Genomic DNA, 26,786 nt, shown 5'->3' with positions numbered 1-26,786 from the left:
AATGAATCCTGGATATGAAATTGGTCACCGATATCGGATAATTCGGTCACTGGGTGAAGGTGGAATGGCTAATGTCTACTTGGCACATGATATGGTTCTTGATCGGGACGTTTCTGTTAAACTATTGCGTCTTGACTTACGGGACGATCCAAGTACTAAACGGCGATTTCACCGGGAAGCAATGGCCGCGACGCAGTTAAATGATCCTCATATTGTTGGAATTTATGACGTTGGTGAGGATCATGGCTTGCAATACATGGTAATGCAATATGTAAAGGGGACAGACCTTAAAGCATATATAAAAAAGCACTATCCGATTCCACTTCCACAAGTTATTGATATTATGGAACAGGTGCTTTCAGCAGTTGCGACTGCCCATGCGCATGGGATTATCCACCGGGACTTAAAACCACAAAATATCTTAATTGATGAAAATAAAAACGTTAAAATTACTGATTTTGGAATTGCTGTTGCTGTATCGCAAGACTCATTAACGCAGACTAATACCTTGATGGGGTCAGTTCACTACCTATCCCCAGAACAAGCGCGAGGAAGCATTGCTACTAAACAATCAGATATCTATTCACTAGGAATTATCTTGTTTGAACTTCTAACTGGAAAGGTTCCATTTGAGGGAGAAACGGCTGTCTCAATTGCCTTGAAGCATTTCCGTGAAGAAATTCCTTCTGTTCGTGAACAGAACAAAGAAATTCCTCAAGCACTCGAAAACGTAATCATTAAAGCGACTGCAAAGGAACCAGCTGAGCGGTATAGTTCAGTTAATGAAATGGCGGCTGATTTGAAAACCGTCCTTGATCCAGAAAGAGCTAATGAGCCGCGGTTAAAGATCCAACAAGATGATAATGGAGAAACTAAGGTGTTAGATATTAAACACCTAAAAGCTGATGATTATCAACCAAAGAAGTCAACTGATTCACCAACCGTTGATCCATCAACTAAACCGCAAAAGTGGAAAAAATATGGGATTGTTAGCGGGACGCTTGGTATGATTGTGCTGATTGCAGTCTGCAGTTGGTGGTTCTTGATCCGTCAAGTAATCATCCCCGATGTAGAAGGAATGACGGTACAAAAGGCAGAGCAACGATTGCACCAGCAAAACTTGCGGATTGGTAAGATTACTCTGGTAAATAGCCAGGCAGTGGATAAAAACCGAATTGTTTCAACCAATCCTGACGTCAGCCATAAGACCCGTGTCAGTACCCCGATTAATCTAACGGTTAGTACAGGAGTTAAGCAATTGCAAATGGCTGATTATGTTGGTGATGACTATTCTTCAGTGGCGGCTAACCTTCGTCGCAAGGGATTTCAAGTTCATCAAGAACCAGTGTATTCGGATGATATCGATAAGGGACAGATTATCAGACAAAACCACAAAAAAGGTACGATTGTTAAGCCTGCTGCTAACACAATTATTTTTCGGGTAAGTGCAGGGAAAGAACCAATTAAGATTCCGAACTTTAAGAATCAAGATATTAGTGCTGTGCAACAGTTTGCAAATAAAAATAATTTGCAATTGACAACTCAAGAGAAAAAATCAAAAATAATTGCGACTAACCATGTAATTAATCAGACACCACGAGCTGGGTCAACATTAAATCATGGTGATACGTTAACAGTTTCCATTGCTAATTCTGGTAACCAAACAAAAACGACGAATATTCAGATTAACATTCCATTCGATGGAAATGGTGGGCAGCGCGAAAACCGGGTGCAGGTATACATTAGAGATGCCAACCATAATTTAACGATGGAGTATCAAGATATTACAATTAATCAGGAAACAACAATTAATGTGCCATTTACCCTTAAACAAGGAGAAACAGGTGCATACCGTGTTGTTCGCAATGGACGAACGATTATGAGTGCAACAAATATTACTGGATAATGGAGGTGCAGTTTGAAAACAGGAATAATCCAACAATCATTAAGTGGCTTTTATGATGTAATTGCAGATGAAAAGATCTACCGGACAAGGGCACGTGGAAATTTCCGTCAACGAAAGATTAAGCCGGTAGTTGGCGATCACGTTGAATTCAGTGCTGAAAATCAACAGGAAGGGTATTTATTAAAAATCCTGCCCCGCCGCAATCAGTTGGTTCGGCCACCTGTTGCTAATGTTGATATGGCAGTTGTTGTAACCTCAGCTAAAGAACCAGCATTTTCCGCTAACCTTTTAGACCGGCAATTGATTGCTTTAGAAGCACAAGATGTTACTCCTTTAATTTATTTTTCAAAGACTGACTTACTGACAGATGATGAATACCAACAACTTTTGCCAACGATTGAGGGCTATCGTAAAATCGGCTACCAGGTCTATGCGGCCCGTGAGCCTTTCGATTCCGATCAATTAGCAAATTTGATGGAAGGATTAAAGGGAAATATTGTAACAATGATGGGGCAGACAGGAGCAGGGAAGTCAACTTTGCTTAACCATTTGGCTCCCCAATTAAAATTAGCGACTGGCGAAATTTCCCAAGCACTTCAACGGGGACGGCATACAACACGAAAAGTAAGCTTACTAGATGTTAACGGGGCTCTGATAGCCGATACCCCTGGCTTTTCGTCGTATGAGACATTTGATATGACGGTAAATGATTTGCCGCAGTTATTCCCTGAAATGGCTAAGATTTCAGCAGATTGTAAGTTTCGGGGATGCCTTCACATAAAAGAACCACAATGTGCTGTGAAGGAAGCGGTAAACAATGGTATAATCATGAAGAGTCGGTATAATGATTATCTTCAGTTCCATGAATTGATTGCTAATCAAAAACCAAATTATAAGAAATGAGGGAATCAGGATGATTAAAGTTGCACCATCAATTTTAAGTGCAGATTATGTAAATTTACAAAAGGACATTGAAAAGGTAGAAAAGGCCGGTGCACCATACTTACACATTGATGTTATGGATGGTACCTTTGTTCCAAGTATTTCTTATGGACCAGGCTTTGTTAAGGCCATTCGTCCAATTACAAACATGGTATTGGATGTGCACTTGATGGTTGAAAGTCCAGAACACATTTTGCCAATGTTCATTGATGCTGGCGCTGATATTATTGGTGTTCAAGTAGAAGCTACTCAACACATTCACCGTGCTCTTCAAATTATCAAAAACGGTGGCGTAAAAGCCGAAGTTGTTATTAACCCGGGTACACCAGTTGCGATGATTGAACCGGTATTACACATGGTTGATCAAGTCTTAGTAATGACGGTTAACCCTGGTTTTGGTGGTCAAAAGTTCTTGCCAGAAACTGTTGACAAGATTGCCCAATTAAACGCAATTAAGGAAGAAAAGGGCTACAATTTCGATATTGAAGTAGACGGTGGAGTTAACGACAAGACGGTTGTAGATTGCTACAAAGCTGGTGCTACGGTAGCAGTTGCTGGTTCATATGTCTTTAACGCTGAAGATCCTTCTGAACGAATCAAGGCTCTTGAAGATGCTACTAAGTAATTAGTTATATTAAGTAAAAAATAAAATGGATCTTCTAGTTCGGGTTTATCTGAATATTGAAGATCTATTTTTTTAGGAGTGAAAAATGAGAGTAAATGTACTAGTTGGCGGTCCGCTTGAAATGGTTCCAACCGAGTTGATTTTGCAACGTAAAGATGAAAAATGGATTGGGGTTGACCGGGGTGCTTTAAGATTATTAAGGTGGGGAATTAAGCCGGTATTAGCAATTGGTGACTTTGATTCCGTTACCGGGGATGAATTGCAAGGTTTGGAAGGTAAAATTACTCGTATAAAAACTTATCCTCCTGAAAAAGATTATACCGATACGCAATTGGGCGTGAAATTTGCAATTCAGGAACAGGCTGATGAAATTGAAATTTTTGGTGCAACGGGAGGGCGCTTAGACCATTTATTAGCTAACCTCTTTCTTCCGCTGCAGAGTGAATTTAAACCATACTTAACCCGGATTAAGATTATTGACTGTCAAAATGTTGTCTCTTATTACTTGCCAGGGGATTACACTATTTCTCGCCTGCCGCATAAGAAGTATCTGGCCTTTGTCAATCTTACTCCTGTTCAAGGCCTTACGTTGAAAGACGAAAAATATCCACTGCAAAACTGGAGTAGTCAAATTCCATTTTCGTGGACAAGCAATGAATTTACAGCTGAAGAAAATCATTTTTCATTTGAAAGTGGAATTGTTTCTGTAATTCAGTGTAGCGACCAATTAAAATAGGTTTTTGAGTGGAAAATACCCTGTCAAGGAAAATTACTTGAAAGAAAACTATTGCATTGTTACGATGCCTATGGTAGATTAATTAGGTGAGTTACATCGCAGTTTTGCGTAAACGAAAAAATTATGAAGCAAAGAGGAGGGTATCACCAATGGCTAAAGATTTTATCAACGGTAAACGGACGCAATTTGGTAACAAGCGTTCTCACGCCCTTAACTCAAGTCGGCGTAGCTGGAAGCCTAACTTGCAAAAGGTAACCATTTTAGTTAATGGTAAGCCTAAGAAGGTATACGTTTCAGCACGTACACTGAAGTCAGGTAAAGTGACTCGGGTTTAATTAAAATGATGCCGTCCAGTTTGGGCGGCTTATTTTTTACACTAATTGATTAACCCCATTGATTGATTGCAAAAATATCCATCAGTTACTTTTTTAGTGAAATATGCTATGGTATGATGGTATTGATTTAATTGTGAATTTTAGTATCATAGGATTCTAAAATCAATTGGTAATTTTATAAGGAGGCCATGACGATGGCAGTAAAAATCAAAACTAAGTCAGGTACAATTGACATTGATAATGATGTGATTTCATCAGTTGTTGGTGGGGCTGCTACTGATAACTACGGTGTTGTTGGAATGGCAAGCCGAAACCCCCTCCGTGATGGGGTTAACCAAATTCTTCGTCGTGAAAATTTTGCGCGCGGCGTTGTTGTTCGGCAGCAAGATAATGGTGTAGCTGTTGACGTAAATATTATTGTAGGCTATGGCACAAAGATCTCAGAAGTATCAAAAAGTGTCCAAGCAAAGGTAAAGTATAATCTTGAAACAATGCTCGGTATTACGGCAAATTCAGTTAATGTATGTGTCCAAGGTGTACGGACACTAGAAGATTAAGCGAGCATTGGGGAGGAATTTCGAATTGGCTGTAACAAAAATTACAAACCTTGAATTCGGTAAAATGGTCCAGGCGGCCGCCGATAAACTTGGTAAGAACGCTGAATTTATTAATTCATTAAATGTTTTTCCAGTTCCAGATGGAGACACCGGGACAAACATGACTTCTTCAATGGCAAGCGGTGCCAAGTACGAACGCAACGAAACCAGTAAGAAGGTTGGCGACCTGAGTGCAGCGTTAGCAAAGGGCCTTTTAATGGGAGCACGCGGAAATTCTGGGGTCATTTTATCGCAGATTTTCCGTGGCTTTGCAAAGGCAACAGAAGGCATGGATGTTTTATCTACTGCTGACTTTGTTGATGCTTATGCTAATGGTGCAAAGACAGCTTATAAGGCTGTGATGAAGCCAACAGAAGGTACCATTTTAACTGTTGTTCGTGAATCAGCTCAAGCAGGCCTCAATAAGATTAAAGAGACTGATGATCTTGTTGAGATTATGCATACTATTTATGAAGCAGGTGAAGAAGCGCTTAAGAAGACGCCGGATTTATTGCCAGTCCTGAAAGAAGTTGGCGTGGTAGATTCTGGTGGACAAGGACTCGTCTTTGTACTTCAAGCCTTTGACGAAGCCTTGAGTGGCCGCGTAGATAAAAGTGATGACTATAAACCTGACAATGCTGAAATTGATGAGATGGTTCACGCTATGGATCACCAAAGCGTTCAAGGAAAGCTTAATCCTGAAGATATCAAGTATACTTACTGTACTCAAATGTTGGTACGACTTGGTAAGGGTAAGCAGGTGACTCAAAAGTTTGACTATGATACTTTCTATAACTACTTAGCTGACTTAGGCGATAGTTTACTTGTTCTAAACGATGATCAAGTTGTGCGGGTCCATGTTCATACCGAGCATCCCGGTAAAGTATTATCTTGGGGTCAACAATTCGGTGATTTACAGACAATTGAAATTCATAACATGGTTTGGCAACAAGAAGAAATCATGGAAAAAGATGAAGAAGACGCTGACAGTGAGTCGCCAATTGAGAAGGCAAAAGCAGCTGCAGAAGCTAAAAATGACCTTCAGACAGCTGTTATTGCTGTCGCATCAGGAGAAGGAATTGCGAAATTATTAAAGAGCTTGGGTGTTACCCATATCATTACAGGTGGTCAAACAATGAACCCAAGCACTCAAGATATTCTCGATGCCATTAATAATAGCGGTGCTAAGCAAGCTATTGTTCTGCCAAATAACGGCAACATCTTTATGACTGCTGATCAGGCTGCCGAGGTTGCTGATATTCCAACAAAGATTGTCCACAGTAAGACGATTGCCCAAGCGATGAGCGCACTGCTTGAGTACAACCCAGAAGCATCTTTGGACGAAAATCAAGCAAATATGGAAGCTAATACAAATACGGTTGCCAGTGGAGCGGTTACTAATGCTGTTCGTGATACAACGATTGATGGTCGTGAAATTAAGAAAGATGACTACATGGGAATTGTTGATGGTAAAATCGTCACTACGGATCTGGATCTGAAAGAAGCCGCTATTAAGATGGTTAAAGCCATGCTTGACGAGGATAGTGAAATTGTAACGATCTTATATGGAGCTGGTGGTGATCAAAAAACTGCTGAAGAGATTAAAGCAGCAGTTGAAGAAGTAGATGATGAATTAGATATTCAGATTTACGATGGTGGTCAGCCAGTTTATCCATACCTGATTTCGGTTGAATAGCGGCACATTAAATTAATTCCTATAGGAGTGGGTTAATAAAGGACTACTTTTATTCCCACTCCTATTTTGGTTACTGGTTGTGTTAAAAAAGAGGTGAAAGATTTGCGGAGTTTAACGGATTCCGTCGCCAATTTAAAAGGAGTTGGTCCTAAGCGAGTAGCAGATCTAGCTACTCTGGGAATAGATACTATTGAAGATTTGTTGACGTATTATCCCACTCGCTATAACGATTTCACGCCTACAGACATTGAAAGCGCCAAGGATAAACAGAAAATTACTCTTCAAGGAGTAGTGGTATCAGAACCGCTCTTGGTCCGCTATGGTTATCGGCGCAACCGGCTTACCTTTCGAATGCAGGTAGGTAATGAAGTGGTAATCGCAACTTTTTTTAATCAGCCCTATATTAAAAAGCAAATCGAACTAAATCAGCAAGTAACTGTAATGGGGAAGTGGGATGCACCTCGCCGTCAAGTAACAGGAAACAAACTTCTTAAGGAAAAAGCTGATGATCGAAATGAGTTTGGTGCGGTCTATGCGGTGAATAAGCATATCCGGCAAAATGTCCTCCAAAGTTTTATTCGTCAAGCTTACGAGGAATATGCCAATATCATTCCAACGTATTTGCCAGAAACGATTCGTCAACGATACCGGTTAATGGATCGGCGACAAATGATTAGGGAAATTCACTTTCCACAAACTCAGGCAACTGCAAAAGCCGCCCGCCGAACAGCAGCTTACGAAGAGTTTTTCCTGTTTCAGTTACGACTGCAAGCAATTCGCCGTGCCCACCGTCAAGAAGATGGCGAGCGGATTTTATACCATAATGACGAGTTAAAAGAATTTATTGGCGGACTCCCATTTGAATTAACTGATGCCCAAAAACGGGTTGTTAATGAAATTTGTCGTGATATGCGTCAACCATACCAGATGAATCGCTTGTTGCAGGGGGATGTTGGTTCTGGAAAGACAATTGTTGCTGCTATTGCCATTTATGCAGCTATTACTGCGGGCTATCAAGCAGCTTTAATGGCGCCGACAGAAATTCTGGCAGGACAACATGCTAAGAAATTAGCGAAAATTTTTGAAGGAACCCATGTCCAGGTTGCTCTCCTGACTGGTTCATTGACTGCTAAGCAACATCGGGAACTATTGACGGCGATGAAGCGAGGAGATGTCAACCTCATTGTCGGAACCCATGCGCTAATTCAAGATGGAGTTGAATATGCTAATCTCGGTCTGGTAATTACTGATGAACAGCACCGTTTTGGGGTCAACCAGCGTCAGCAACTTCGTGAAAAAGGCGAACATCCTGATGTATTAGCCATGACAGCAACTCCTATCCCACGGACACTAGCGATTACTAATTATGGTGAAATGGATGTTTCGATAATTGACCAATTACCGGCTGGTCGAAAACCAATTCAAACAAAGTGGCTGCAGTCTAACCAACATGCCGCAGCAATCCATTTTTTGCGTGAACAATTAAAGCAGGGAGCACAGGCGTATGTTGTGAGTCCGTTGATTGAGGAATCAGCGGCTCTAGATGTACAAAACGCAACTGATCTTTATAATCAGCTATCGGCCGATCTTGAGCCAGCTTATAAAGTGGGCTTACTCCATGGACGAATGGGGACGGAAGAAAAAGATGAAGCGATGCGCCAGTTTAAATCTGGTGAGCTTCAAGTTTTAGTTGCAACCACGGTTATTGAAGTTGGCGTTGATAATCCTAATGCAACGGTAATGGTTATATATGATGCTGATCGTTTTGGGCTTGCACAGCTTCACCAATTACGTGGTCGGGTTGGTCGAGGCAGCCGGCAAAGTTATTGTCTATTAATTGCCGATCCGAAAACTGATGAAGGAAAAGCCCGGATGAAAACGATGGTTGCTACCGATGATGGATTTAAGATAGCTGAGCAAGATTTGAAACTGCGTGGATCTGGAGATGTTCTAGGAAAAAAGCAATCGGGGATGCCAGAATTTAAAGTGGGTGATCCGGTTGCTGATTTAAAGATGCTGCAAATTGCCCGTGCAGATGCTGGAAACCTATTAGGCATGTCCAAGTGGGATCAGGTCGATGAAAATCAGCCACTTGTTTTATATTTAAAGCGTCATGAACTGGAGACGCACTTTGACTAATATGAGGAGGAGATTTTATGAAAATTGCTGTTGATGCAATGGGTGGAGATAATGCTCCCCAAGTAATCATTGAAGGGGTAGAAGAGGCTCGAGACCTTTACCCCGACTTAGAATTTGATCTTTATGGAAATCCAGACAAGGTAAAACCCTTAATAAAAAATAACGAGCGGCTTAATATTGTTGCTACCAGTGAAGAAATTTCAATGGGTGAAGAACCAGTCCGGGCGATTCGGCGGAAAAAAGATTCGTCAATTGTTCGCGCGGCAACAGCAGTTAAAGAAGGAAAAGCTGATGCCTTCTTCTCTGCGGGAAATACTGGGGCAATTTTGGCGGCTGGCCTCTTCATTGTTGGCCGCATTAAAGGGATTGATCGTCCAGGACTTACTAGTATTTTGCCAATTGCCAAGCCGGGTGCTAGTCGGCACAATTTTGTCTACCTCGATACTGGTGCAAATGCTGAAAGTAAAGAGAAAAATTTGGAACAATATGCCTACCTTGGTAAATTCTATGCCGAAAATGTATTGGGAGTTGCGAACCCTCGAATTGCGCTATTAAACAATGGGGCAGAAGAAGATAAGGGTGACAAGTTACATAAAGAAGTATGGCAAATCCTCAATAGCAAAGATGATTTGAATTTTGTCGGCAATATTGAATCTGGTGACCTCCTGTTTGGCAAGGCAGATGTTGTTGTAAGCGATGGGTGGACGGCAAATGCGGCCTTAAAAGCGACTGAAGGAACTGCTAAGATGATGATGACGTTAATTAAAGATGGAATCTTACATGGTGGTCTCCGTGCTAAGTTGGGCTATCTCATGCTAAAGCCAGTTTTCCATCAAATCGGTCAAAAAATGAGTGCTTCAACTTATGGCGGGGCGGTCTTATTAGGGCTTAAGGCACCAGTTGTTAAAACTCATGGATCTGCTGATGCTTTAGCCGTGAAAAATACAATTAGTCAAATTAGAACAATGCTCAAAACAGGTGTAATTGAAAAAACAGTTGAATTTTTCGATAGCACCGAAAATCTAGACAATTCTCAGAAAAACGAATAGAATAAGTAGCGAACTAGTAAAGAGAGGTTAATAATAATGGCTGATAATAAGAAAACAGAAATCTTTAATAAGGTTTCAGAGATTGTTGCTGACCATTTTGATGTTGATCGGGCTAAGATTACTGATGATTTGAACTTAAAGACAGATTTGGATGCTGATTCAATTGATTTTGTTGAATTTGTTCTCGAATTAGAGGATACGTTTGGTGAAGAAATTAATGATGAAGATGCTGAAAAATTAAGTACAATCGGTGAAGTTGTTGATTACATCGCAGAACACACTGCCAACTAATCGAACTGTTTAATTATTAAGGTAGAAAAGTAAGGGGCTGAGAAAAGGCGAAAGTTTTTTCACAGCCTTTAATTTTTTGAATATTATTAAAATTACCTGCGGAATAGCGGGTTGTTTAGTATAATAGGCCTTAGACATTTTTTATAATTTTAAGTCAAAAACGAAAGGAATTTTTTATGATCGAAGAATTACAAGACTACCTGGCCAAGGAATTTAATATTCATTTTGATAATCCTGCTTTATTAGCAGAAGCTTTTACTCAAGCTTCGTATGTAAATGAACATCCTAACCAAGGATTAAAATATTACGAACGGATTGAATTTCTTGGCGATGCTGTGTTGGAACTGATCGTTTCAGAATATATTTATAAACGTTTCCCTGAATTGCCACAGGGAAAACTTACCCGCTTAAGAGCGGCAATGGTATGTGAGGATAGTTTTTCTAAATTTGCCAAGGAATGTCACTTTGATCAATATATTCGCTTGGGTCATGGTGAGGAAATGGCTGGCGCAAGAGAACGTCCAGGCTTGCTATGTGATATTTTTGAATCATTTATTGGTGCCCTCTATTTAGATCAAGGCCGACCAGCAGTCGAAAAATTTGTTCAACGAGTTATCTTTCCTAAACTTGATATGGGCTGGTTTGATCATGCTGTTGATGCCAAGACTAGTCTCCAAGAATTCCTCCAACGTGACGGTGATATTGCCATTGAATATCATTTGGTAGAGGAAAGCGGAACAGAAAACGACCCTGAATTTAAAGTAAATGTTACTGCTAATGGTGACGTTATCGGTGAAGGAAAGGGCTCATCAAAGAAACATGCTGAAATGCAAGCAGCACAACAGGCACTTGATAATATGAGAAATAAAAATAAATAGTAAGTAGGAATAACTGATGCAATTATTGTCTTTAACTTTGGACGGCTTTAAGTCCTTTGCCCAAAAAACAACAATTAAATTTGAGCCCGGGATGACAGGGATTGTTGGCCCGAATGGTAGTGGAAAGAGTAATATTATCGAAGCTATCCAATGGGTAATGGGCGAACAGTCGGCTCATCATTTGCGGGGAGATCGGATGGCTGATGTTATCTTTAATGGGTCATCAGATCGTAAACCTTTAAACCGGGCCCTAGTTTCGATTACGCTAGATAATAGTGATCATTACTTAGCTAGTGAATTTACTGAGCTTACCATTACTCGTAAAATATATCGCAATGGTGATAGTGAGTACTTAATTAACGACCAAAACGTTCGCTTAAAGGACATTACAGACTTATTTATTGATTCTGGTTTAGGTCGAGAATCCTTTTCCATTATTTCCCAGGGACGGATTGAAGAGATCTTTAATGGTAAACCAATTGATCGGCGGGGAATTATTGAAACCGTTGCGGGAGTTGCTAAGTATAAGAAGAACAAAGAAACAGCTGAAAAGCGACTTACTACGACAATGGAAAACCTTAACCGGGTAAATGACATTATTAGTGAGTTAGAAAAGCAGATTGAACCTTTAGAAGAACAAAGTGCAATTGCCCAAGATTACTTGGAACAAAAGAAACAATTTGATGTGCTTGATCGGACACAAACAGTTCGTCATTATGATGAGTACTATGGAAAGTTAACTAAATTAGGTGCCAAGCTCAAACAAGCAGAAGAGATGGTGAAGGACTATCAAAGACAAGCAGGCCATGATCGGCAACAACTTGATAATTTAAAGCAAAAGCGCCAACAACTAAACGCAACTAAGGATCGACTTCAAGCAATCATCTTAAACCAAACGGAGGCAATTGCTAAGTACGAAAATCAGCAATCTGTTTCCAGTGTTCGCCGCGAGCAGCGTGAAAATGAGCAGCGACGGTTAACTGCCCAACAGGCTGAACTCAATGCACGCTTAAAAGAGGTTAAGGCAAGCCAACGGGCAAATGACGAGCAATTGGCTGAACAAAAAGCGCTGATTAATAGTCAGCAAGCTGAGTTCGAAGCAGCCAGAAAGATGAGTAGCAGTGAGCGGATCGCGACCCTAAAACAGCAAGTAGAGGATTTACGTAACCAACAAGTTAGCTTGATGCAGGAAAGAACAACGATTCACAATCAGCAATCTTTCTTGTCACGTAATCATGAACAGGCGATGAGTCTTCAACGACAAAATGTCGAGGAACTTGACGCTACTAAGAATCAACTTGCAGAAATTAATCAGGAATTCGACCGCTACCAACAAGCAGTGGCTATTACTAAGGAAAGTCTGCAGAATGTCAGTGAAAAACTAAAGGCGGCTCAAGATCACCGTGAAAAACTTAATTACGGGTATCAAACAAAACAACGTGATTGGTATGCAGCATTAGGAGATGTGCGGTCACTTAAGTCGCGAATTAATGCTTACCAGTCAATGGCCGATGAATATAGCGGCTATTATCGGGGCGTTCAAGAGGTTCTTCGGCAACGGCAGCAATTTCCTGGATTGGCGGGAGCAGTCAGCGAATTATTTGATGTTCCTGCCAAGTACACGCAAGCGATTGAAACAGTATTAGGAAGTCAGCTTCAGCAATTAGTTGTTGATCGGCAAGCTACTGCCAAAGCAATTATTAACTTCTTGATTAAGACGCGCGCTGGCCGGGTCACTATTCTGCCGCTTGATACGCTTAGTCACCGGCGACCATTAAGTATTTGGCCGCAATTAACTGGCCTTCCTGGTTTTTTGGGTCGTGCAACAGAACTTATTAAGTTTGATCAAAAGTTTCAGCTTATTGCTGACCACTTACTAGGAACAACGGTTATTGCTGACAACCTTGATCATGCAACTGAGATTGCCCGTGCAGGTCGTCATATGGTACGGGTGGTAACCCTTGACGGTCAGTTGATCAATGCTAGTGGAGCAATGACTGGGGGAGCCACCCGTAGCCAACGGACAGGACTCTTAAGTCAAAAGCAAATGGCTAAACAACTAGAAGAGGAGCTAAAAAAACAGGAACAGCTTGCAGCAAACTTAGAGCAAGAAGTTGCTAAACTACAACAAGCGCAAAAGGCGAACGAACAAGTAGTAGCTGATTATCAGCAACAAGTTCAGACTTTACAAGATAAGTTTCATGAGCAAGAAAGTAGTTGTCAGTTGATCTCAAGTAAGTATGAGACGCTTACTAATCGGGTACAGATTTTAGAAACCCAAAATAAACAGCAAGACACTCAACATCAGGATTACGAATCACAAGTTCAACAAAATAATGAACAAGCTGATAAAGTAAACCAGGAATTGACGCAAGTTGTGGCAAAGATTAAGCAAATCCTTACTCAGATTGATGAATTACAGAATGATGAGTCGACTCAGGCACGACAATTGGCGCAAATGCAACAAAAAATCGCGGTAGCGGAAGAACGACTTCAACAATATCAACGCCAAAGTCAAGAGTATAACCGGCAACGGCGAGAAGTTGAAGAGAGTTTAGAAAAGGTCACGATTGCAATCGCTGAATTAACGACTCAATCAGCTAGTCAATCAACAAGTGAACAATCGACACAGACAGCCTTAAAAGATGCTAAAGAAGAGCAGGCAAAAGCTAAGGTGCAACTGGAAGATAATTCAGTTGCTCTTGAAGAACTTGAGCAAAAGCTGTCACAAGCCGAAGCACATTATAATCGTCTGCAAGAACTTCAGCGGGCAGCCCTAGATGATCGTAATAACTTAAATGAAGAGCGCGTGAAGTATGAATCCATGGTTGACCAAGCTCTTAATCGATTATCTGAGCAATATTCCATGACCATTGATGAAGCTCGTCAGCAGATGAGTAAATTGGATGAAGAGACCTTGGCGACCCGGTTGAAGCTATTAAAGCGGGGATTAGATGATCTTGGTCAAGTTAATGTGGGAGCGATTGAAGAATATGAGCGCGTTCGTGAACGGTACGATTTCTTAAAGGGCCAACAAGACGACTTGCTCGCCTCTCGAGCTCAGCTTAATCAAACGATGGGTGAGATAGATGCCCAAGTCAAGAAACGGTTTATTACAACCTTTAATCAGGTTTCACAAAAGTTTGATGAGACGTTCCAACAAATTTTCTCTGGTGGTCATGCTAAACTTGTCTTAACCGATCCCCATGACTTATTAACAACCGGGGTCGATATTATGGCCCAGCCACCAGGAAAGAAAAATCAACATCTTTCATTGTTATCAGGTGGGGAACGAGCATTAACGGCGATTACCTTACTATTCGCTATTTTGAAAGTCCGCCCAGTTCCATTTGCAATTCTTGATGAACCAGAGGCCGCCTTGGATGAGGTTAATGTACAACGTTTTGCGCACTACCTCAGCAAATTTGGTACTGAAGGTCCACAATTTATTGTCATTACCCACCGCAAGGGAACGATGATGGACGCCGATGTATTGTACGGGGTTACAATGCAAGAATCAGGAGTTTCAAAGATGGTATCAGTGGACGTTGTTGATACTTTACAAGAGAGTGATAATTAACTAAATTTAGGAGGCTTCAAGTATGGGATTATTTGATATTTTCCGCCGTCATAAGAAAAAAGAAGAGGAAAAAACGCCTGATAGTTCAAGCGCAGTTGTTCAATCTGAAACCGCGCTTGAAGATGAATCAGCAGATACGACGAGTGCGGCGCCGGCTTCTGCTCCAATTCATCCGGAACCGGTAAATATTCCTCCTGCCGATAGCTATGAAGAAAAGATTAACCCGGATGGAACTCGTGAAACGCTCCATAACGGGGTTAAAGAAGAGGAGACTAGCGAGGAAAGTCACTCAGAAGAGGTGGCAGACTCAAGTATTTCTAAAGAAGAAGTATCATCATCTAGTACTCCGGATGAAACTGTTTCTGCAGAAGAACCATCTTCTTCCAATATTGCTGAAACTGAGACAGCCGTTGAACCGACTGAAGAACCGACCGAACCTGTTGCAGAAGAAGAAACAGTTGAAGAACCAGTAATGCCAACCACAGAGGAAGCGGCAGAAGAAGCATCAGCTGCTGAAGGATCAAATGAGGATGACAATTCTGAAGAAAATGATGGTGATGAGGAGCAGGAGCAACAACCTTCTCCTGAACCAGAAGAGGATCAAGAAACTGAAACGGTTAAGAAATACGATCGCGGGCTTGAGAAGTCCCGGACAGGTTTCGGAGCACGGTTAAATAAGTTCTTGGCTAACTTCCGGCATGTCGATGAAGACTTCTTTGATGATCTTGAAGATATGCTGATTGAATCTGATGTCGGCTATGATATGGCAATGAAACTCAGTGATGAATTACGAGAAGAAGTAAAACTGCAAAACGCTAAGAGCAAGCAGGATGTTTCCAACGTCATTATTGAAAAAATGGTCGAACTTTACGATGAAGCTGGTCAAGATGAAAATCCTGACTTAACCATGGCAAAGGAAGGCCCAACTGTTATTATGTTTGTTGGTGTTAACGGTGCCGGAAAGACAACAACGATTGGTAAGATGGCCGCCCTCTTTAAGAAACAAGGTAAGAAAGTTCTTTTAGCGGCTGCTGATACATTCCGGGCTGGGGCAACTGAACAACTAGATGTGTGGGCAAAACGTGACGGTGTTGACATCGTTACAGGGCCAGAAAACGGTGATCCAGCGGCTGTCGTCTTTGATGCAGTAAAACGGGCAAAAGATGAAAACTATGATATCTTGTTTGTTGATACTGCTGGTCGGCTCCAAAACAAGGTTAACTTGATGAATGAGTTAGCTAAGATGAAGCGCATCCTTACTCGTGAAATTCCAGATGCTCCTCATGAAGTACTGTTAGTCTTGGATGCAACAACTGGGCAAAACGCTCTTAACCAGGCTAAACTATTCAAGGAAAGTACCGATGTAACGGGGATTGTTTTAACAAAACTAGACGGAACTGCTCGTGGGGGAATTGTCCTTGCTATCCGTAATGAGCTCCACTTACCGGTTAAGTATGTGGGGCTTGGTGAAAAGGTAGACGACCTCCAGAAGTTTGATGCTGGCGACTTTGTTTATGGCCTGTTCAAGGGGTTAGTCGAAGTTGACTAGGCAGGTGTGACGATATGGAAATTGAAAAGAATTATCGGATAAATTCATTATTTGAGTTTTACCAACCCTTATTAACCAAAAAACAAAATGATTATTTAGAGCTTTATTACGGGGATGACTACTCATTGGGCGAAATTGCCGAGAATTTCCATGTTAGTCGTCAAGCCGTATATGATAATATAAAGCGCACAGAAAGCATACTAGAAGATTACGAGGCCAAATTGCATTTGTATGCTGAATTTCAAGTTCGTAATCAACAGGCGGATCGAATTCAACGATACGTCCGAGAAAACTATCCAGATGATGCAACGCTCAATCACTTAGTAAATCATCTGGAAAGCTTGGAGGAAGAATAAAATGGCATTTGAAGGTTTAACAGATCGTCTGCAAAAGGCGATGGAAAAATTACGACGCAAACCCAAAGTTACGGAAGCTGATCTTCGGGAAACGATGCGTGAGATTCGGCTTGCCCTTTTAGAAGCCGATGTTAACTTTAAAGTTGTAAAAGACTTTGTAAAGACCGTTCGGGAAAAAGCAGCCGGGGCGGAAGTATTAAAAGGGTTAAATCCAGCCCAACAAATCGTTAAAATTGTTAATGATGAATTGACAAAACTGATGGGGGAAGAAGCGGTTCCGCTTAACAAAGCACCGCATATTCCAACTGTTATCATGATGGTTGGTCTTCAAGGGGCAGGTAAGACGACCACTGCCGGTAAATTGGCATTACGATTAAAGAATGAAAATCATGCGCGGCCAATGTTTATTGCGGCCGACGTTTACCGTCCCGCCGCTATTACGCAGTTACAACAAGTTGCTGATCAGATTGATGTTCCTGTTTTTGAAAAGGGGACAGACGTTGATCCGGTAGAAATTGTTCGCGAAGGGATGGAAGTAGCCCAAAAAAATCATAATGATTATGTCATTATTGATACTGCTGGTCGGCTTCAGATTGATGAACAATTGATGGATGAGCTTGCAAACATTAAAGAGCTAGTAAATCCAAATGAAATTTTGCTTGTTATTGATTCGATGACTGGTCAAAACGCAGTTAATACGGCTCAAGGATTCGATGATAAGCTTGATATCACCGGGGTTATCTTAACCAAGTTAGATGGTGATACTCGTGGTGGGGCTGCCATGTCAATCCGGGCAGTCACAGGTAAGCCAATTAAGTTTGTCGGTGAAGGGGAAAAGATGGAGGATCTTGATGTCTTCCACCCTGACCGGATGGCTTCACGGATTTTGGGTATGGGGGACATGATGACCCTAATTGAAAAGGCCCAAAAGAATTTTGATGAAGAACAAGCCCAAGAAACAATGGATAAAATGCGTGAAAACACATTTGACTATAATGATTTCTTGGCACAAATGGATCAGGTTACCAAGATGGGACCGTTGGAAAACATTATTAAGATGATGCCGGGGATGGCTAATAACCCTGCCTTGAAGAATCTTAATTTGGATCCTAAGCAATTTGCTCATATCCGGGCTATTGTTCTTTCAATGACGCCAGAAGAACGTGAAAACCCTGATATAATGAATCCTAGTCGTCGTCGTCGTTTAGCAGCTGGTGCGGGACGGCCAATTGTTGAAGTTAACCGGATGATTAAGCAATTTAATCAAATGCGTAAGATGATGAAGCAGGTTACAAACGGTAACTTCAATGGAATGCAAAATATGTTTGGCGGACAAATGCCAGGTGGCAAGATGGGACAAATGGCAATGAACCGCATGGCGCGAAAAATGAAAAAAGACAAGCAAAAGCGCATTAAAAAGCTTCGCAAATTACGAAAGAAAAAATAATTTCAAAAAATTTAAGCCTGTCAAGAAAAAATACTTTACATTCTATTTGAACACTGGTATATTATTATCTGTTAAAAGAAATCAGGGAGGTGCAAAGAATGTCTGTTAAAATTCGTTTAAAGCGCATGGGTTCAAAGAAGCGTCCATTCTACCGGATCGTTGTAGCTGACTCACGTGCCCCACGTGATGGTCGTTTTATTACTTCAGTAGGTACTTACAACCCATTGACTACTCCTAAGGAAGTCAAGTTTGATGAAGACGCTGTTATGGAATGGTTACAAAAGGGTGCTCAACCTTCAGATACTGTTCGTAACATGCTTCAAGCAGCTGGCGTTATGAAGAAGTACCACGAAGCAAAGTACGCTAAGAAGTAGTGATAATCAGTCATGGCTGAGACAGATATTGAGTCGTTAATTCGTAGTTTAGTTATTCCGCTATTGAAGCAGCCACAGGCATTGTCAATTACCCAAAAAGATGATGGACGTTACCATCGTTATATAATTGATGTTGCTCCCAATGATGTAGGCCGTCTAATTGGTCGACAGGGACACGTTGCCGCAGCATTGCGAACAATAGTCGAGGGTACTCAATCTCGACGGGCTAACTCTAAGCGAGTCCGGTTATTAATTAATGACCATCGTCACTAAATTTAAAACTCCCACACTAATCTGTGGGAGTTTTTGTCTTTTAAGGAGGAATTTATGGAATATTATAATGTTGGTAAAATTGTAAATACTCATGGTGTTCGCGGAGAAGTGCGCGTATTAGCAACTACTGATTTTATTGATGAACGATTTGCCAAGGGAAATACCTTGTACCTACAACAATCAGGCGAACCTTTACCATTGACGATTGAAAGTACGCGGCAACATAAGGGCTTTGTTCTTGTTAAGTTTGTCGGCTACGATAATATCAATGATGTTGAACAATTCCGTGACCATGAATTAATGGTCAGTGCTGATGATCAACAACCCTTAGACGATGGTCAATATTACTACCACCAGATTATTGGATTAGACGTTGAAACAACAGATGGCCGTCACCTGGGGAAAATTAAGGAAATTCTATCTCCTGGTGCGAATGATGTGTGGGTTGTTGAACGCCCAGAAAAACGGGATTTATTATTACCAGTGATTGATGAGGTTGTTAAAAACGTTGATCTTGATAAGAATTTTGTAACAGTCGAATTAATGGAAGGACTTGAATAATGAGGATTGATATTTTAAGCTTGTTCCCCAATATGTTTCAAGCAACAATGGGGGAATCCATTATCGGTAAGGCACAAGATAATGGATTTATCGACATTAATGTGACCGATTTTCGTCAATATACTACCGATAAGCATAATCATGTTGACGATGCGCCATTTGGTGGGGGAGCGGGGATGCTTCTTCAAGCGCAACCGATTTTTGACGCAATGGATGCAATTCATGAACAAACGAAAGATCAGTATTCAAAGGGACGGGTTATTTTAATGGATCCCGCTGGTCGAAAGTTTGATCAAGCTTACGCCAAAGAATTAGCCCAAGAAGACCACTTAACATTTATCTGCGGTCATTATGAGGGATATGATGAACGAATCCGTAATTTAGTCACCGATGAAGCCTCTCTTGGTGATTATGTACTAACAGGTGGGGAATTAGCAGCGATGGTGATGATTGATGCAACCGTTCGTTTTGTTCCTGGTGTCCTCGGTAATATGTCTTCACCAATGGGAGATTCATTTAGTAACGGTTTGTTAGAATATCCTCAATATACACGTCCAGCAGATTTTCGGGGGATGAAAGTACCGGAAGTCCTTACGAGTGGTAATCATCAGAAAATTAAAGAATGGCGGATGCGCGAATCACTACGACGGACTCTTCACCGCCGACCAGATCTTTTAAAAACCGCTAAGCTCAGTCGAGAACAACAATTAATGTTAGAAGATATTAAGCTGGATGAAGATCCAACTGTTCCAGACTAAGGTGACGTGAATGAAAAAATTAATTAAACGATTATTTCTTAAGCAGAACCCCCGCGTTTATGAAGAAAAGGATGCGCAACTAACCCCTAGCTTGCGAACAAGAGACTTAATTGGATTAGGAACGGGGATGGTCGTGGGAACGGCTATCTTTACTTTACCAGGGATTGTGGCAGCTGAGCATACTGGTCCCGCGGTTCCATTGGCCTTCATTGTAGCCGCAATTGGTGCAGGATTATCGGCATTAGCTTATGCGGAAACGTCCTCGGTACTACCTTTTGCTGGTTCCGCCTTTTCCTGGATCAATGTTTTGTTTGGTGAATTCTTTGGCTGGATTGCTGGTTGGGCGCTTTTAGCAGAGTATTTTATTTCAGTCGCCTTTGTTGCGTCTGGATGGTCAGCTTATATGCAAGGCTTTTTAGGCAGCTTTGGGATTAAATTACCGCATGCCTTAACTGGTGGGTTTGATCCACATACAGGGTCTTATATTGATATTCTGGCCGCCTTTGCAATTCTAATTGTTGGAATCTTAATTTCCCGTGGCGTTCATCAGGTTAGCCGGATTGAAAATATTATTGTTAGTGTAAAACTACTAGTAATTTTAATGTTTATCGTTGTGGGGGCAACTGCAATCCATCCGCAAAACTATGTCCCATTTCTCCCTGCTCATCAACCAGGCACCACTTTTGGAGGCTGGCAGGGGATATTAGCTGGGACTGCGCAAATCTTTATTGCCTATGTCGGCTTTGATGCGATTGCGGCTAATACCGCTGAAACGATTAATCCGCAAAAGACAATGCCACGAGGATTGATCGGGACGCTATTACTAGGAACAGGCTTCTTTATTGCAGTTTCGCTCGTATTAGTGGGGATGTTTAAATATAGCCGTTATGCAAATAATGCAGAACCAGCAGCCTGGGCTTTAAGACAGTCGGGACACTATATTACGGCGAACTTGCTTTCCGTTGTAGCGATTGTTGGTATTTTCTCGGCATTAATCGCAATTCTTTTAGCTTCCTCTCGACTAATTTATGCCTTTGGACGGGACGGGTTACTACCAAAATCACTTGGACAAATCGATGATAAGCACGTCCCTAATCATGCATTATGGATGATTACTTTCTTGGCCATGATCTTGGGTTCTGTTTTTCCGTTTACGTTCTTAGCAACCCTTGTTTCTGCGGGAACTCTGGTCGCATTTATCTTTGTTTCTCTGGGAATCTATGCCTTGCGTCCGCGGGAAGGGGTAGATTTGCCCGAAGCTCAGTTTAAGATGCCATTATATCCAGTGCTTCCAGCAATTTCAGCGATCTTTTCGGCAGTGATCTTCTGGGGCCTAAATACTGATGCAAAAATTTTAATGGTTGGTTGGTTTGTGATCGGTTTGTTAATTTACTTTATCTATGGAATTCGTCATTCAATCATTAATAAAGAAACCCATTAATTTACCCTTGAAAGACAGCCGAAAACAATGTATAGTAGTTATTGGCTGTTTAGCTGTGAATAACGGTATTCCGCTGCCCGTCATACAGGACATGAATGTCGGCGAAAGGAAAGAAATATATTATGCGTCAAAATAAGTTAATCGAAAAGATTACTGCTAGTCAATTACGGGATGATATTCCAGAATTCCGTGCCGGTGATACTGTTCGTGTTCACGCTCGGATCGTTGAAGGTTCACGTGAACGTATCCAAATGTTCGAAGGTGTTGTTATCAAGCGCCACGGTGCTGGTATCAGTGCTACTTACACTGTACGTAAGATCAGTAACGGTGTAGGTGTTGAACGTACTTTCCCAGTTCACTCACCACGTGTTGACAAGATTGATGTTCTTCGTTACGGTCGTGTACGTCGTGCTAAGCTCTACTACTTACGTGAACGTACTGGTAAGGCTACTCGTATCGCTGAACGTCGTCGCGACAACTAGTAGTGCAGAACCCTTGTGTATCAAGGGTTCTTTTTTGTTTTAAAATCATTTTTAAGAAAAAAGAAAGAGTAAAAATAATTTTTCGAAGCAAATGGTAGGTTTTTGGTAGGTTTTTATAGTTCATCAAGTTTTGACGCTTCCTTTTCAATTGCTTTTTGTGTCACATGAAGATATATCTGGGAGGTAATCTTACTACTGGAGTGACCAACTCTTTGTTGGATTACATATAGCGGAATTCCTAACTCGGCCATTTTCGAGATGTGGGTATGTCTGAATACATGAGTACTTAGTGGTTTATTAAGTTTAAGTTTCTTCTTTGCTGATCTTAAAACAGTATTTACTGATGCCGTTTGGATCGGTGTGCCGTTTTCGGTTGCGAAGATAAAACCTTTGCCATTAGATTTTTTCTTCAGATCAAGATAAATTTGAACGGCTTTCTTTGGTAGTACAACGCTACGGACTGAGGATGAGGTTTTAGGTGCGTCACTCTTTTTTTGTTCTTTGATTTTAATTCGTTTATACTCTAATGTGCCAGTTATATCTACAAACCAATGATTGTCCTTTTGGTAAACGTCATCAAAACTTAAAGCGGCTGCTTCACCAAAACGTAGCCCGGTGAGATATAACCATTCGCAAAGTTCTCCGTAGATTCTAGTATTGTTATATAGATACTTGAGCACGGCTTTCAGTTCGTCAGCTTCGAGGAACTTATCTTTAATTTGTTGACCATTAGCAGGGGCCTTATAATCAATTTTAACGTTATCAACTGGGTTATCTTTTGTATATGAGTGTTTTACGGCATAATCAAATAACTTGTGTAGATAGTACTTATATCGTGATACATAGCCACTGGACAACTCTCTATCCCCATACATTAGACTTTCTAGTTTTTCAGTAATGATAAGCGGGGTAAATTTTTCAACTAAGGCATCGTTGCCAAAAATATCTAGTAAGGTATTAACCATTGTTTGATGGCTATAATACGTTGATCTCCTAATTCGCGGCTTTTCATATTTAGTATATTCACCAAGTAACTGTTTGAGTGTAATTCCATGAATTATTTTTCCGATACCGACTTTTGATAAAGCTTTGGATATGCGATTATCTAGAATAATTTGAGCTTGCTTAGCAGTACTCTTTTTATGGTCTTTCATTGTAATACTAATGATTTTAGTCTTATTAGTTAGAGGATCTTTATATTGCTCAAAGAAGCGGAATTTCCCATTGCGTTCTTGCATCCACATAATTAATCTTCTCCAATCTCCATCATACTTACTGATTCTTCTAAACTATCAAGGATTTCGTTAGTTTCGATAAACTCAATCCATTTATTTCTTGGTGTATTTCTATTGGCTTTCACCCCCTTATATAACTTGTCGTAAACATTACTGATAAAATCATCGGTAAATTTATCTACGGTGCGCTCAATCTTAGCTTCGTTCCATCGCTTAGCGGGTTGACGCTTTTTATTTTTGGCTTCCTGCTCAGTTCGTACCTTATCCTTGAAAATAGTAATGGCGGTGGAGTTAGTATCTATATATTCCAGCAGTTCATTTTTATTCATAATAAACAGTCCTTCCCGTACATACGTTCTTTTATAGTGCTTTTTAAACCGGTCGATTTCGACCGGTTTAAAACTTGAATATTAAATAGCTTTTAATGTCATCAATTTGGTTGGACAACTATGTATCCGGCATAATGCCGGTAATAATATATAAATTATTGCTTATTTTGATAAATGATTGATAGCATAGTCAGCCTGTTCCTGAGTAAATTGATCTCCATCAGGGGATGTTAATTGATCGCGGATTTCTTCGGTTGACATATCTTGATCCTTTTGATAGGATTCTGCAGATTTTAAGGCGTTTTTATTCCAATCAGCTTTTACATGATCAACAGCATATTGAGCATCTGATTGGGCAAATTTGTCGCCAGCATCTGAAGTTAATTGATCTAAGATAGCTGCTTTAGACATATTCATATCATTAGCGTATGTTTCGGCTGAATGAAGTGCAGCAGTTTGCTGTGAAGTTGCATGGGTACTACTACTTGAAGATTTAGTTGAACTTTCGGTAGCTGCATCTGATGATGAAGAAGTACTATTGTCATCGCTTCCCATTGATCCGATTCCAAATAATAGTACAAGTACAATTATTACCCATACCCACCAACGTTTATACCATGCCTTTTTCTGCACATAGACATTTCCATCTTTATCCGTAATTTTCTTAGCCATAAAATGACACTCCTTAATATAAATAAAATTCAGCTTTTAACGACATCAGATTTTGGTCATAAAAGTTAGTCATCCTCTTTAACCCAGTTGATAATTTCTTTTCGTTCTTCGCCTTTGTTTGAAAAGTTTTACTTTAAAAGATCAACGTATCGTGATGCCCAGAGTGGAATACCATATGTTTTTAGTAGTTGTTCCTTTGTTTCAAATTCAGATAAGTCAACGTCAGCTAACATAATATTAACCATAAAAAGATTGGCTTCATATTCTGAACCCCAAGTATTAAATTTTAAATTCTGCCTTGAAAGCCACTCGGTGTTATTCCCATGATCACAATAATGATGACCTAATTCGTGACCACATGTATAAGTATTTTCAAATTCACTATTTTGCGATGAAAGCGTGATTAATGGGATGCGTCTTATATTTGTATAGTGTCCAAGAAAAGCTTTGCCAAGATCTTGGTGACAAACGTAGATCCCATTCTCTTCACAAATTTTCATAGGATTATTTGTACCAGCATCATATACAACTTCTAACGCTTTTTGTTTTATCCAATCAGCATTACGCATTCACATTCACCCCTAGTCATCGTTCTTTCGATACTTTTTAGGGGTGAATTTCTTTTTTGCAAGAATTTTTGACATACGAATTGCATTTTCAAGAGAAGCCCGTAATAGTTCAGCATCTTCTTCATCAATTTCTTGGTCGCCGTTTTTCATATAGGAAAGGGCGTTTTTATCGCTTAAACCGTTGAACATTTCTTCAAGTGTTTTTTGTACGTCACGTTCATCTCGCCGAGTAAATTGAGGTGTAGGTGTCCGACCGAGGAGATAATCAGTAGTAACGTTAAAAGCAGAAGCCAACTCACTGAGTTCAGAACTAGACAATTTGCGAGTTCCCTTTTCAACTTTGTTTAAGGCAGTATTATTCATGTTTATGCGTCGAGCGAGTTCTGCCTGACTCCAACCACGTTCTTCTCGTAGCTTTATTATCTTTTCTCGTAAAATGTCATCGTTCAAACGGATGGCCTCCTTTTCTTGTTGCGCTTTACGCAATAAGTATAGCGCAATTCGCAAATGTTTTTAATATATATTGCTATTTTTGCAATAAAAACCTTGACTTTGCGAAAATAGCAATGTAATATAATAATCGTAAATTAATTGCGCTTATCGCAATGTAATGGAAGGAGGTTAATAAATGCCAGGTACTATAAATCTTAATTTAATTAAACAATTACGGTCAAAAAAGGGCTTTACGTATGGTGATATGGCTTCTGCTTTAGGCCTTAAGGAACCAGAAAAATATTATCGTCGTGAACAAGGGAAATATAGATTTCAAGCTACCGAATTACCGCCTTTAGCAAAGAAACTAGGGATACCTATTGAAAAAATTTTTAAATAAAATATTGCGATTATCGAAATGAACTTTACTGAAAAGGAGATGACTCGTGTGAACGAACCACAATTATTTAATTTTCATGGACAACAAGTCCGGACAATGACGCTTAACGATGAACCATATTTTATTGGACGTGATCTTACGGCTATCCTCCAGTATTCAAATGGTCCAAAGGCAATCCGAGACCACGTTGATGCAGATGACAAGCTGACTGAACGAATCGTTCTGGCAGGCCAACATCGAGAGGTAACACTCATCAATGAATCGGGTCTTTATTCATTAATCCTTGGTAGCAAGTTACCAACCGCCAAAGAATTCAAGCACTGGGTAACAAGTGAAGTGCTACCAGCCATCCGTAAGCATGGTGCCTATATGACACCACAAACGATTGAAAAAGCGCTGCTTAATCCAGATACAATCATTAATCTTGCTACTCAGTTAAAAAGGGAACAAGAGCAACGTAAGCAACTTCAAGCAGAGAACGAGCAGATGAAGCCAAAGGCACTGTTTGCGGACGCGGTTTCTACAAGCAACTCAAGCATTCTAATTGGACAGCTTGCCAAAATCCTTCGCCAAAACGGAGTAAATATTGGGCAAAATAGACTGTTTGCTTGGATGAGAAAGAATGGCTACTTGGGAACAAGAGGAAGTAATCGTAATGTTCCTACTCAGCGTTCGATGGAATTAGGCCTGTTTAAGACTAAAGAAACAGTAATTAATCATTCTGATGGGCATACAACTGTCAACATTACAACGAAAGTGACTGGCAAAGGACAACAATATTTCATTAATAAGTTCTTAAATGCACCAGTAATTGAGGCTTAGGAGGTGATTAGATGAGCCCATATTTATACCAGATGAACAGGCTAGAGTTTTGCAATGTTTGGAAGTCAATAAAAAAGGTTGGAAATAAGGAAATTGAAGTTCCTATGTCATTATCAACCTTTAACAGACGCAGGTCATGGGCACAAGAAAACTATCCAGATTGGCAAAAAGTATTTCTTGCCAGTGGTCGCGTTGATCTGAAGGAATATCAAAAGTTTGAAACATTTCGATCAGAAAGATACTACGAAGATCATGAAAGTCCATATGTAAAAGCGTTGAGAGGTGATTAAATGGCGTATCTAGCGTGGTGCGT

29 protein-coding genes are annotated in these 26,786 nt (G+C 40.5%); 24 read left to right on the top strand and 5 right to left on the bottom strand.

The window, feature by feature from the left end; translation table 11 throughout:
- The first annotated feature begins 1 nt into the window (after position 1).
- The 21 genes from pknB to rplS all read left to right on the top strand — a co-directional run bounded on the left by pknB (position 2) and on the right by rplS (position 22,014).
- Positions 2–1,906, top strand: coding sequence for a Stk1 family PASTA domain-containing Ser/Thr kinase (pknB, locus tag LREU_RS06135; protein WP_003668386.1), 1,905 nt, complete (start codon positions 2–4; stop codon positions 1,904–1,906).
- Between the two features lie 12 nt (positions 1,907–1,918).
- Positions 1,919–2,809: a ribosome small subunit-dependent GTPase A gene (rsgA, locus tag LREU_RS06130; RefSeq protein ID WP_003668384.1), complete on the top strand. Its 891-nt coding sequence runs from the start codon at positions 1,919–1,921 to the stop codon at positions 2,807–2,809.
- A gap of 10 nt (positions 2,810–2,819) precedes the next feature.
- Positions 2,820–3,473, top strand: a complete 654-nt coding sequence (gene rpe, locus LREU_RS06125; protein ID WP_003663836.1) for a ribulose-phosphate 3-epimerase — start codon at positions 2,820–2,822, stop codon at positions 3,471–3,473.
- Positions 3,474–3,558: 85 nt separating this feature from the next.
- A complete protein-coding gene (locus tag LREU_RS06120) occupies positions 3,559–4,209 on the top strand; it encodes a thiamine diphosphokinase (RefSeq protein ID WP_003668380.1) in 651 nt (216 codons plus the stop codon).
- 149 nt (positions 4,210–4,358) lie between these two features.
- On the top strand, positions 4,359–4,544 hold the full coding sequence (gene rpmB, locus LREU_RS06115; protein ID WP_003663833.1) for a 50S ribosomal protein L28: 186 nt from the start codon (positions 4,359–4,361) through the stop codon (positions 4,542–4,544).
- A gap of 194 nt (positions 4,545–4,738) precedes the next feature.
- Positions 4,739–5,101, top strand: coding sequence for an Asp23/Gls24 family envelope stress response protein (locus tag LREU_RS06110; protein WP_003663831.1), 363 nt, complete (start codon positions 4,739–4,741; stop codon positions 5,099–5,101).
- Positions 5,102–5,126: 25 nt separating this feature from the next.
- Positions 5,127–6,836 (top strand): DAK2 domain-containing protein, encoded by a 1,710-nt coding sequence (locus tag LREU_RS06105; RefSeq protein ID WP_011953503.1) that lies wholly within the window; start codon positions 5,127–5,129, stop codon positions 6,834–6,836.
- 66 nt (positions 6,837–6,902) lie between these two features.
- On the top strand, positions 6,903–8,975 hold the full coding sequence (gene recG / locus LREU_RS06100; protein ID WP_003668376.1) for an ATP-dependent DNA helicase RecG: 2,073 nt from the start codon (positions 6,903–6,905) through the stop codon (positions 8,973–8,975).
- Between the two features lie 17 nt (positions 8,976–8,992).
- Entirely contained in the window at positions 8,993–10,024 is a 1,032-nt protein-coding gene (gene plsX / locus LREU_RS06095) for a phosphate acyltransferase PlsX (RefSeq protein ID WP_003668375.1), read from the top strand.
- A 36-nt stretch (positions 10,025–10,060) separates the two neighbouring features.
- Positions 10,061–10,315, top strand: a complete 255-nt coding sequence (gene acpP / locus LREU_RS06090) for an acyl carrier protein (RefSeq protein WP_003663823.1) — start codon at positions 10,061–10,063, stop codon at positions 10,313–10,315.
- Between the two features lie 176 nt (positions 10,316–10,491).
- Positions 10,492–11,193, top strand: a complete 702-nt coding sequence (gene rnc, locus LREU_RS06085) for a ribonuclease III (protein WP_003663822.1) — start codon at positions 10,492–10,494, stop codon at positions 11,191–11,193.
- A 16-nt stretch (positions 11,194–11,209) separates the two neighbouring features.
- Positions 11,210–14,773 (top strand): chromosome segregation protein SMC, encoded by a 3,564-nt coding sequence (gene smc, locus LREU_RS06080; protein WP_003668374.1) that lies wholly within the window; start codon positions 11,210–11,212, stop codon positions 14,771–14,773.
- A 22-nt stretch (positions 14,774–14,795) separates the two neighbouring features.
- The gene (gene ftsY / locus LREU_RS06075) at positions 14,796–16,322 is read left to right on the top strand and encodes a signal recognition particle-docking protein FtsY (RefSeq protein WP_003668372.1); all 1,527 of its coding nucleotides are present in this window, start codon (positions 14,796–14,798) and stop codon (positions 16,320–16,322) included.
- Between the two features lie 14 nt (positions 16,323–16,336).
- Positions 16,337–16,678: a putative DNA-binding protein gene (locus LREU_RS06070; protein WP_003663818.1), complete on the top strand. Its 342-nt coding sequence runs from the start codon at positions 16,337–16,339 to the stop codon at positions 16,676–16,678.
- Between the two features lies 1 nt (position 16,679).
- Entirely contained in the window at positions 16,680–18,125 is a 1,446-nt protein-coding gene (gene ffh, locus LREU_RS06065; RefSeq protein ID WP_003668369.1) for a signal recognition particle protein, read from the top strand.
- A gap of 98 nt (positions 18,126–18,223) precedes the next feature.
- The gene (rpsP, locus tag LREU_RS06060; RefSeq protein ID WP_003663816.1) at positions 18,224–18,499 is read left to right on the top strand and encodes a 30S ribosomal protein S16; all 276 of its coding nucleotides are present in this window, start codon (positions 18,224–18,226) and stop codon (positions 18,497–18,499) included.
- A 12-nt stretch (positions 18,500–18,511) separates the two neighbouring features.
- Complete coding sequence (locus LREU_RS06055) at positions 18,512–18,772, top strand: KH domain-containing protein (protein ID WP_003668367.1); 261 nt, start codon at positions 18,512–18,514, stop codon at positions 18,770–18,772.
- A gap of 54 nt (positions 18,773–18,826) precedes the next feature.
- Positions 18,827–19,333 (top strand): ribosome maturation factor RimM, encoded by a 507-nt coding sequence (gene rimM, locus LREU_RS06050; RefSeq protein ID WP_003668365.1) that lies wholly within the window; start codon positions 18,827–18,829, stop codon positions 19,331–19,333.
- Positions 19,333–20,091 carry a tRNA (guanosine(37)-N1)-methyltransferase TrmD gene (trmD, locus tag LREU_RS06045; RefSeq protein WP_003663813.1) on the top strand — a complete coding sequence of 253 codons (759 nt, stop codon included), beginning with the start codon at positions 19,333–19,335 and terminating at the stop codon, positions 20,089–20,091. The genes rimM and trmD overlap by 1 nt, the downstream gene beginning before the upstream one ends.
- Positions 20,092–20,101: 10 nt before the next feature.
- Entirely contained in the window at positions 20,102–21,532 is a 1,431-nt protein-coding gene (locus tag LREU_RS06040; protein ID WP_003668364.1) for an APC family permease, read from the top strand.
- 122 nt (positions 21,533–21,654) lie between these two features.
- Entirely contained in the window at positions 21,655–22,014 is a 360-nt protein-coding gene (gene rplS, locus LREU_RS06035) for a 50S ribosomal protein L19 (protein WP_003675625.1), read from the top strand.
- Between the two features lie 113 nt (positions 22,015–22,127).
- Here rplS and LREU_RS06030 read toward each other — a convergent pair whose 3' ends face one another.
- The 5 genes from LREU_RS06030 to LREU_RS06010 all read right to left on the bottom strand — a co-directional run bounded on the left by LREU_RS06030 (position 22,128) and on the right by LREU_RS06010 (position 25,269).
- Positions 22,128–23,258 carry a tyrosine-type recombinase/integrase gene (locus LREU_RS06030; protein ID WP_003666958.1) on the bottom strand — a complete coding sequence of 377 codons (1,131 nt, stop codon included), beginning with the start codon at positions 23,256–23,258 and terminating at the stop codon, positions 22,128–22,130.
- A gap of 2 nt (positions 23,259–23,260) precedes the next feature.
- On the bottom strand, positions 23,261–23,578 hold the full coding sequence (locus tag LREU_RS06025; RefSeq protein ID WP_003666960.1) for a hypothetical protein: 318 nt from the start codon (positions 23,576–23,578) through the stop codon (positions 23,261–23,263).
- A 162-nt stretch (positions 23,579–23,740) separates the two neighbouring features.
- Positions 23,741–24,250 carry an Ltp family lipoprotein gene (locus LREU_RS06020; RefSeq protein ID WP_003666961.1) on the bottom strand — a complete coding sequence of 170 codons (510 nt, stop codon included), beginning with the start codon at positions 24,248–24,250 and terminating at the stop codon, positions 23,741–23,743.
- Positions 24,251–24,378: 128 nt separating this feature from the next.
- Entirely contained in the window at positions 24,379–24,819 is a 441-nt protein-coding gene (locus LREU_RS06015) for an ImmA/IrrE family metallo-endopeptidase (RefSeq protein WP_003666963.1), read from the bottom strand.
- A gap of 12 nt (positions 24,820–24,831) precedes the next feature.
- Positions 24,832–25,269: a helix-turn-helix domain-containing protein gene (locus tag LREU_RS06010; protein ID WP_011953501.1), complete on the bottom strand. Its 438-nt coding sequence runs from the start codon at positions 25,267–25,269 to the stop codon at positions 24,832–24,834.
- 178 nt (positions 25,270–25,447) lie between these two features.
- Here LREU_RS06010 and LREU_RS06005 point away from each other — a divergent pair, with 178 nt between their 5' ends.
- From LREU_RS06005 to LREU_RS05995, 3 genes are all read left to right on the top strand, one after another.
- Positions 25,448–25,651 (top strand): helix-turn-helix transcriptional regulator, encoded by a 204-nt coding sequence (locus tag LREU_RS06005; RefSeq protein ID WP_003666967.1) that lies wholly within the window; start codon positions 25,448–25,450, stop codon positions 25,649–25,651.
- Positions 25,652–25,747: 96 nt separating this feature from the next.
- Positions 25,748–26,473 (top strand): phage antirepressor KilAC domain-containing protein, encoded by a 726-nt coding sequence (locus LREU_RS06000; RefSeq protein ID WP_282595905.1) that lies wholly within the window; start codon positions 25,748–25,750, stop codon positions 26,471–26,473.
- Between the two features lie 11 nt (positions 26,474–26,484).
- A complete protein-coding gene (locus tag LREU_RS05995; protein ID WP_003666969.1) occupies positions 26,485–26,763 on the top strand; it encodes a hypothetical protein in 279 nt (92 codons plus the stop codon).
- Positions 26,764–26,786 lie beyond the last annotated feature (23 nt).

The sequence above is a fragment of the Limosilactobacillus reuteri subsp. reuteri genome (assembly GCF_000016825.1).
GTDB lineage: Bacteria > Bacillota > Bacilli > Lactobacillales > Lactobacillaceae > Limosilactobacillus > Limosilactobacillus reuteri.
This window is presented reverse-complemented; position numbering and strand designations above follow the sequence as displayed.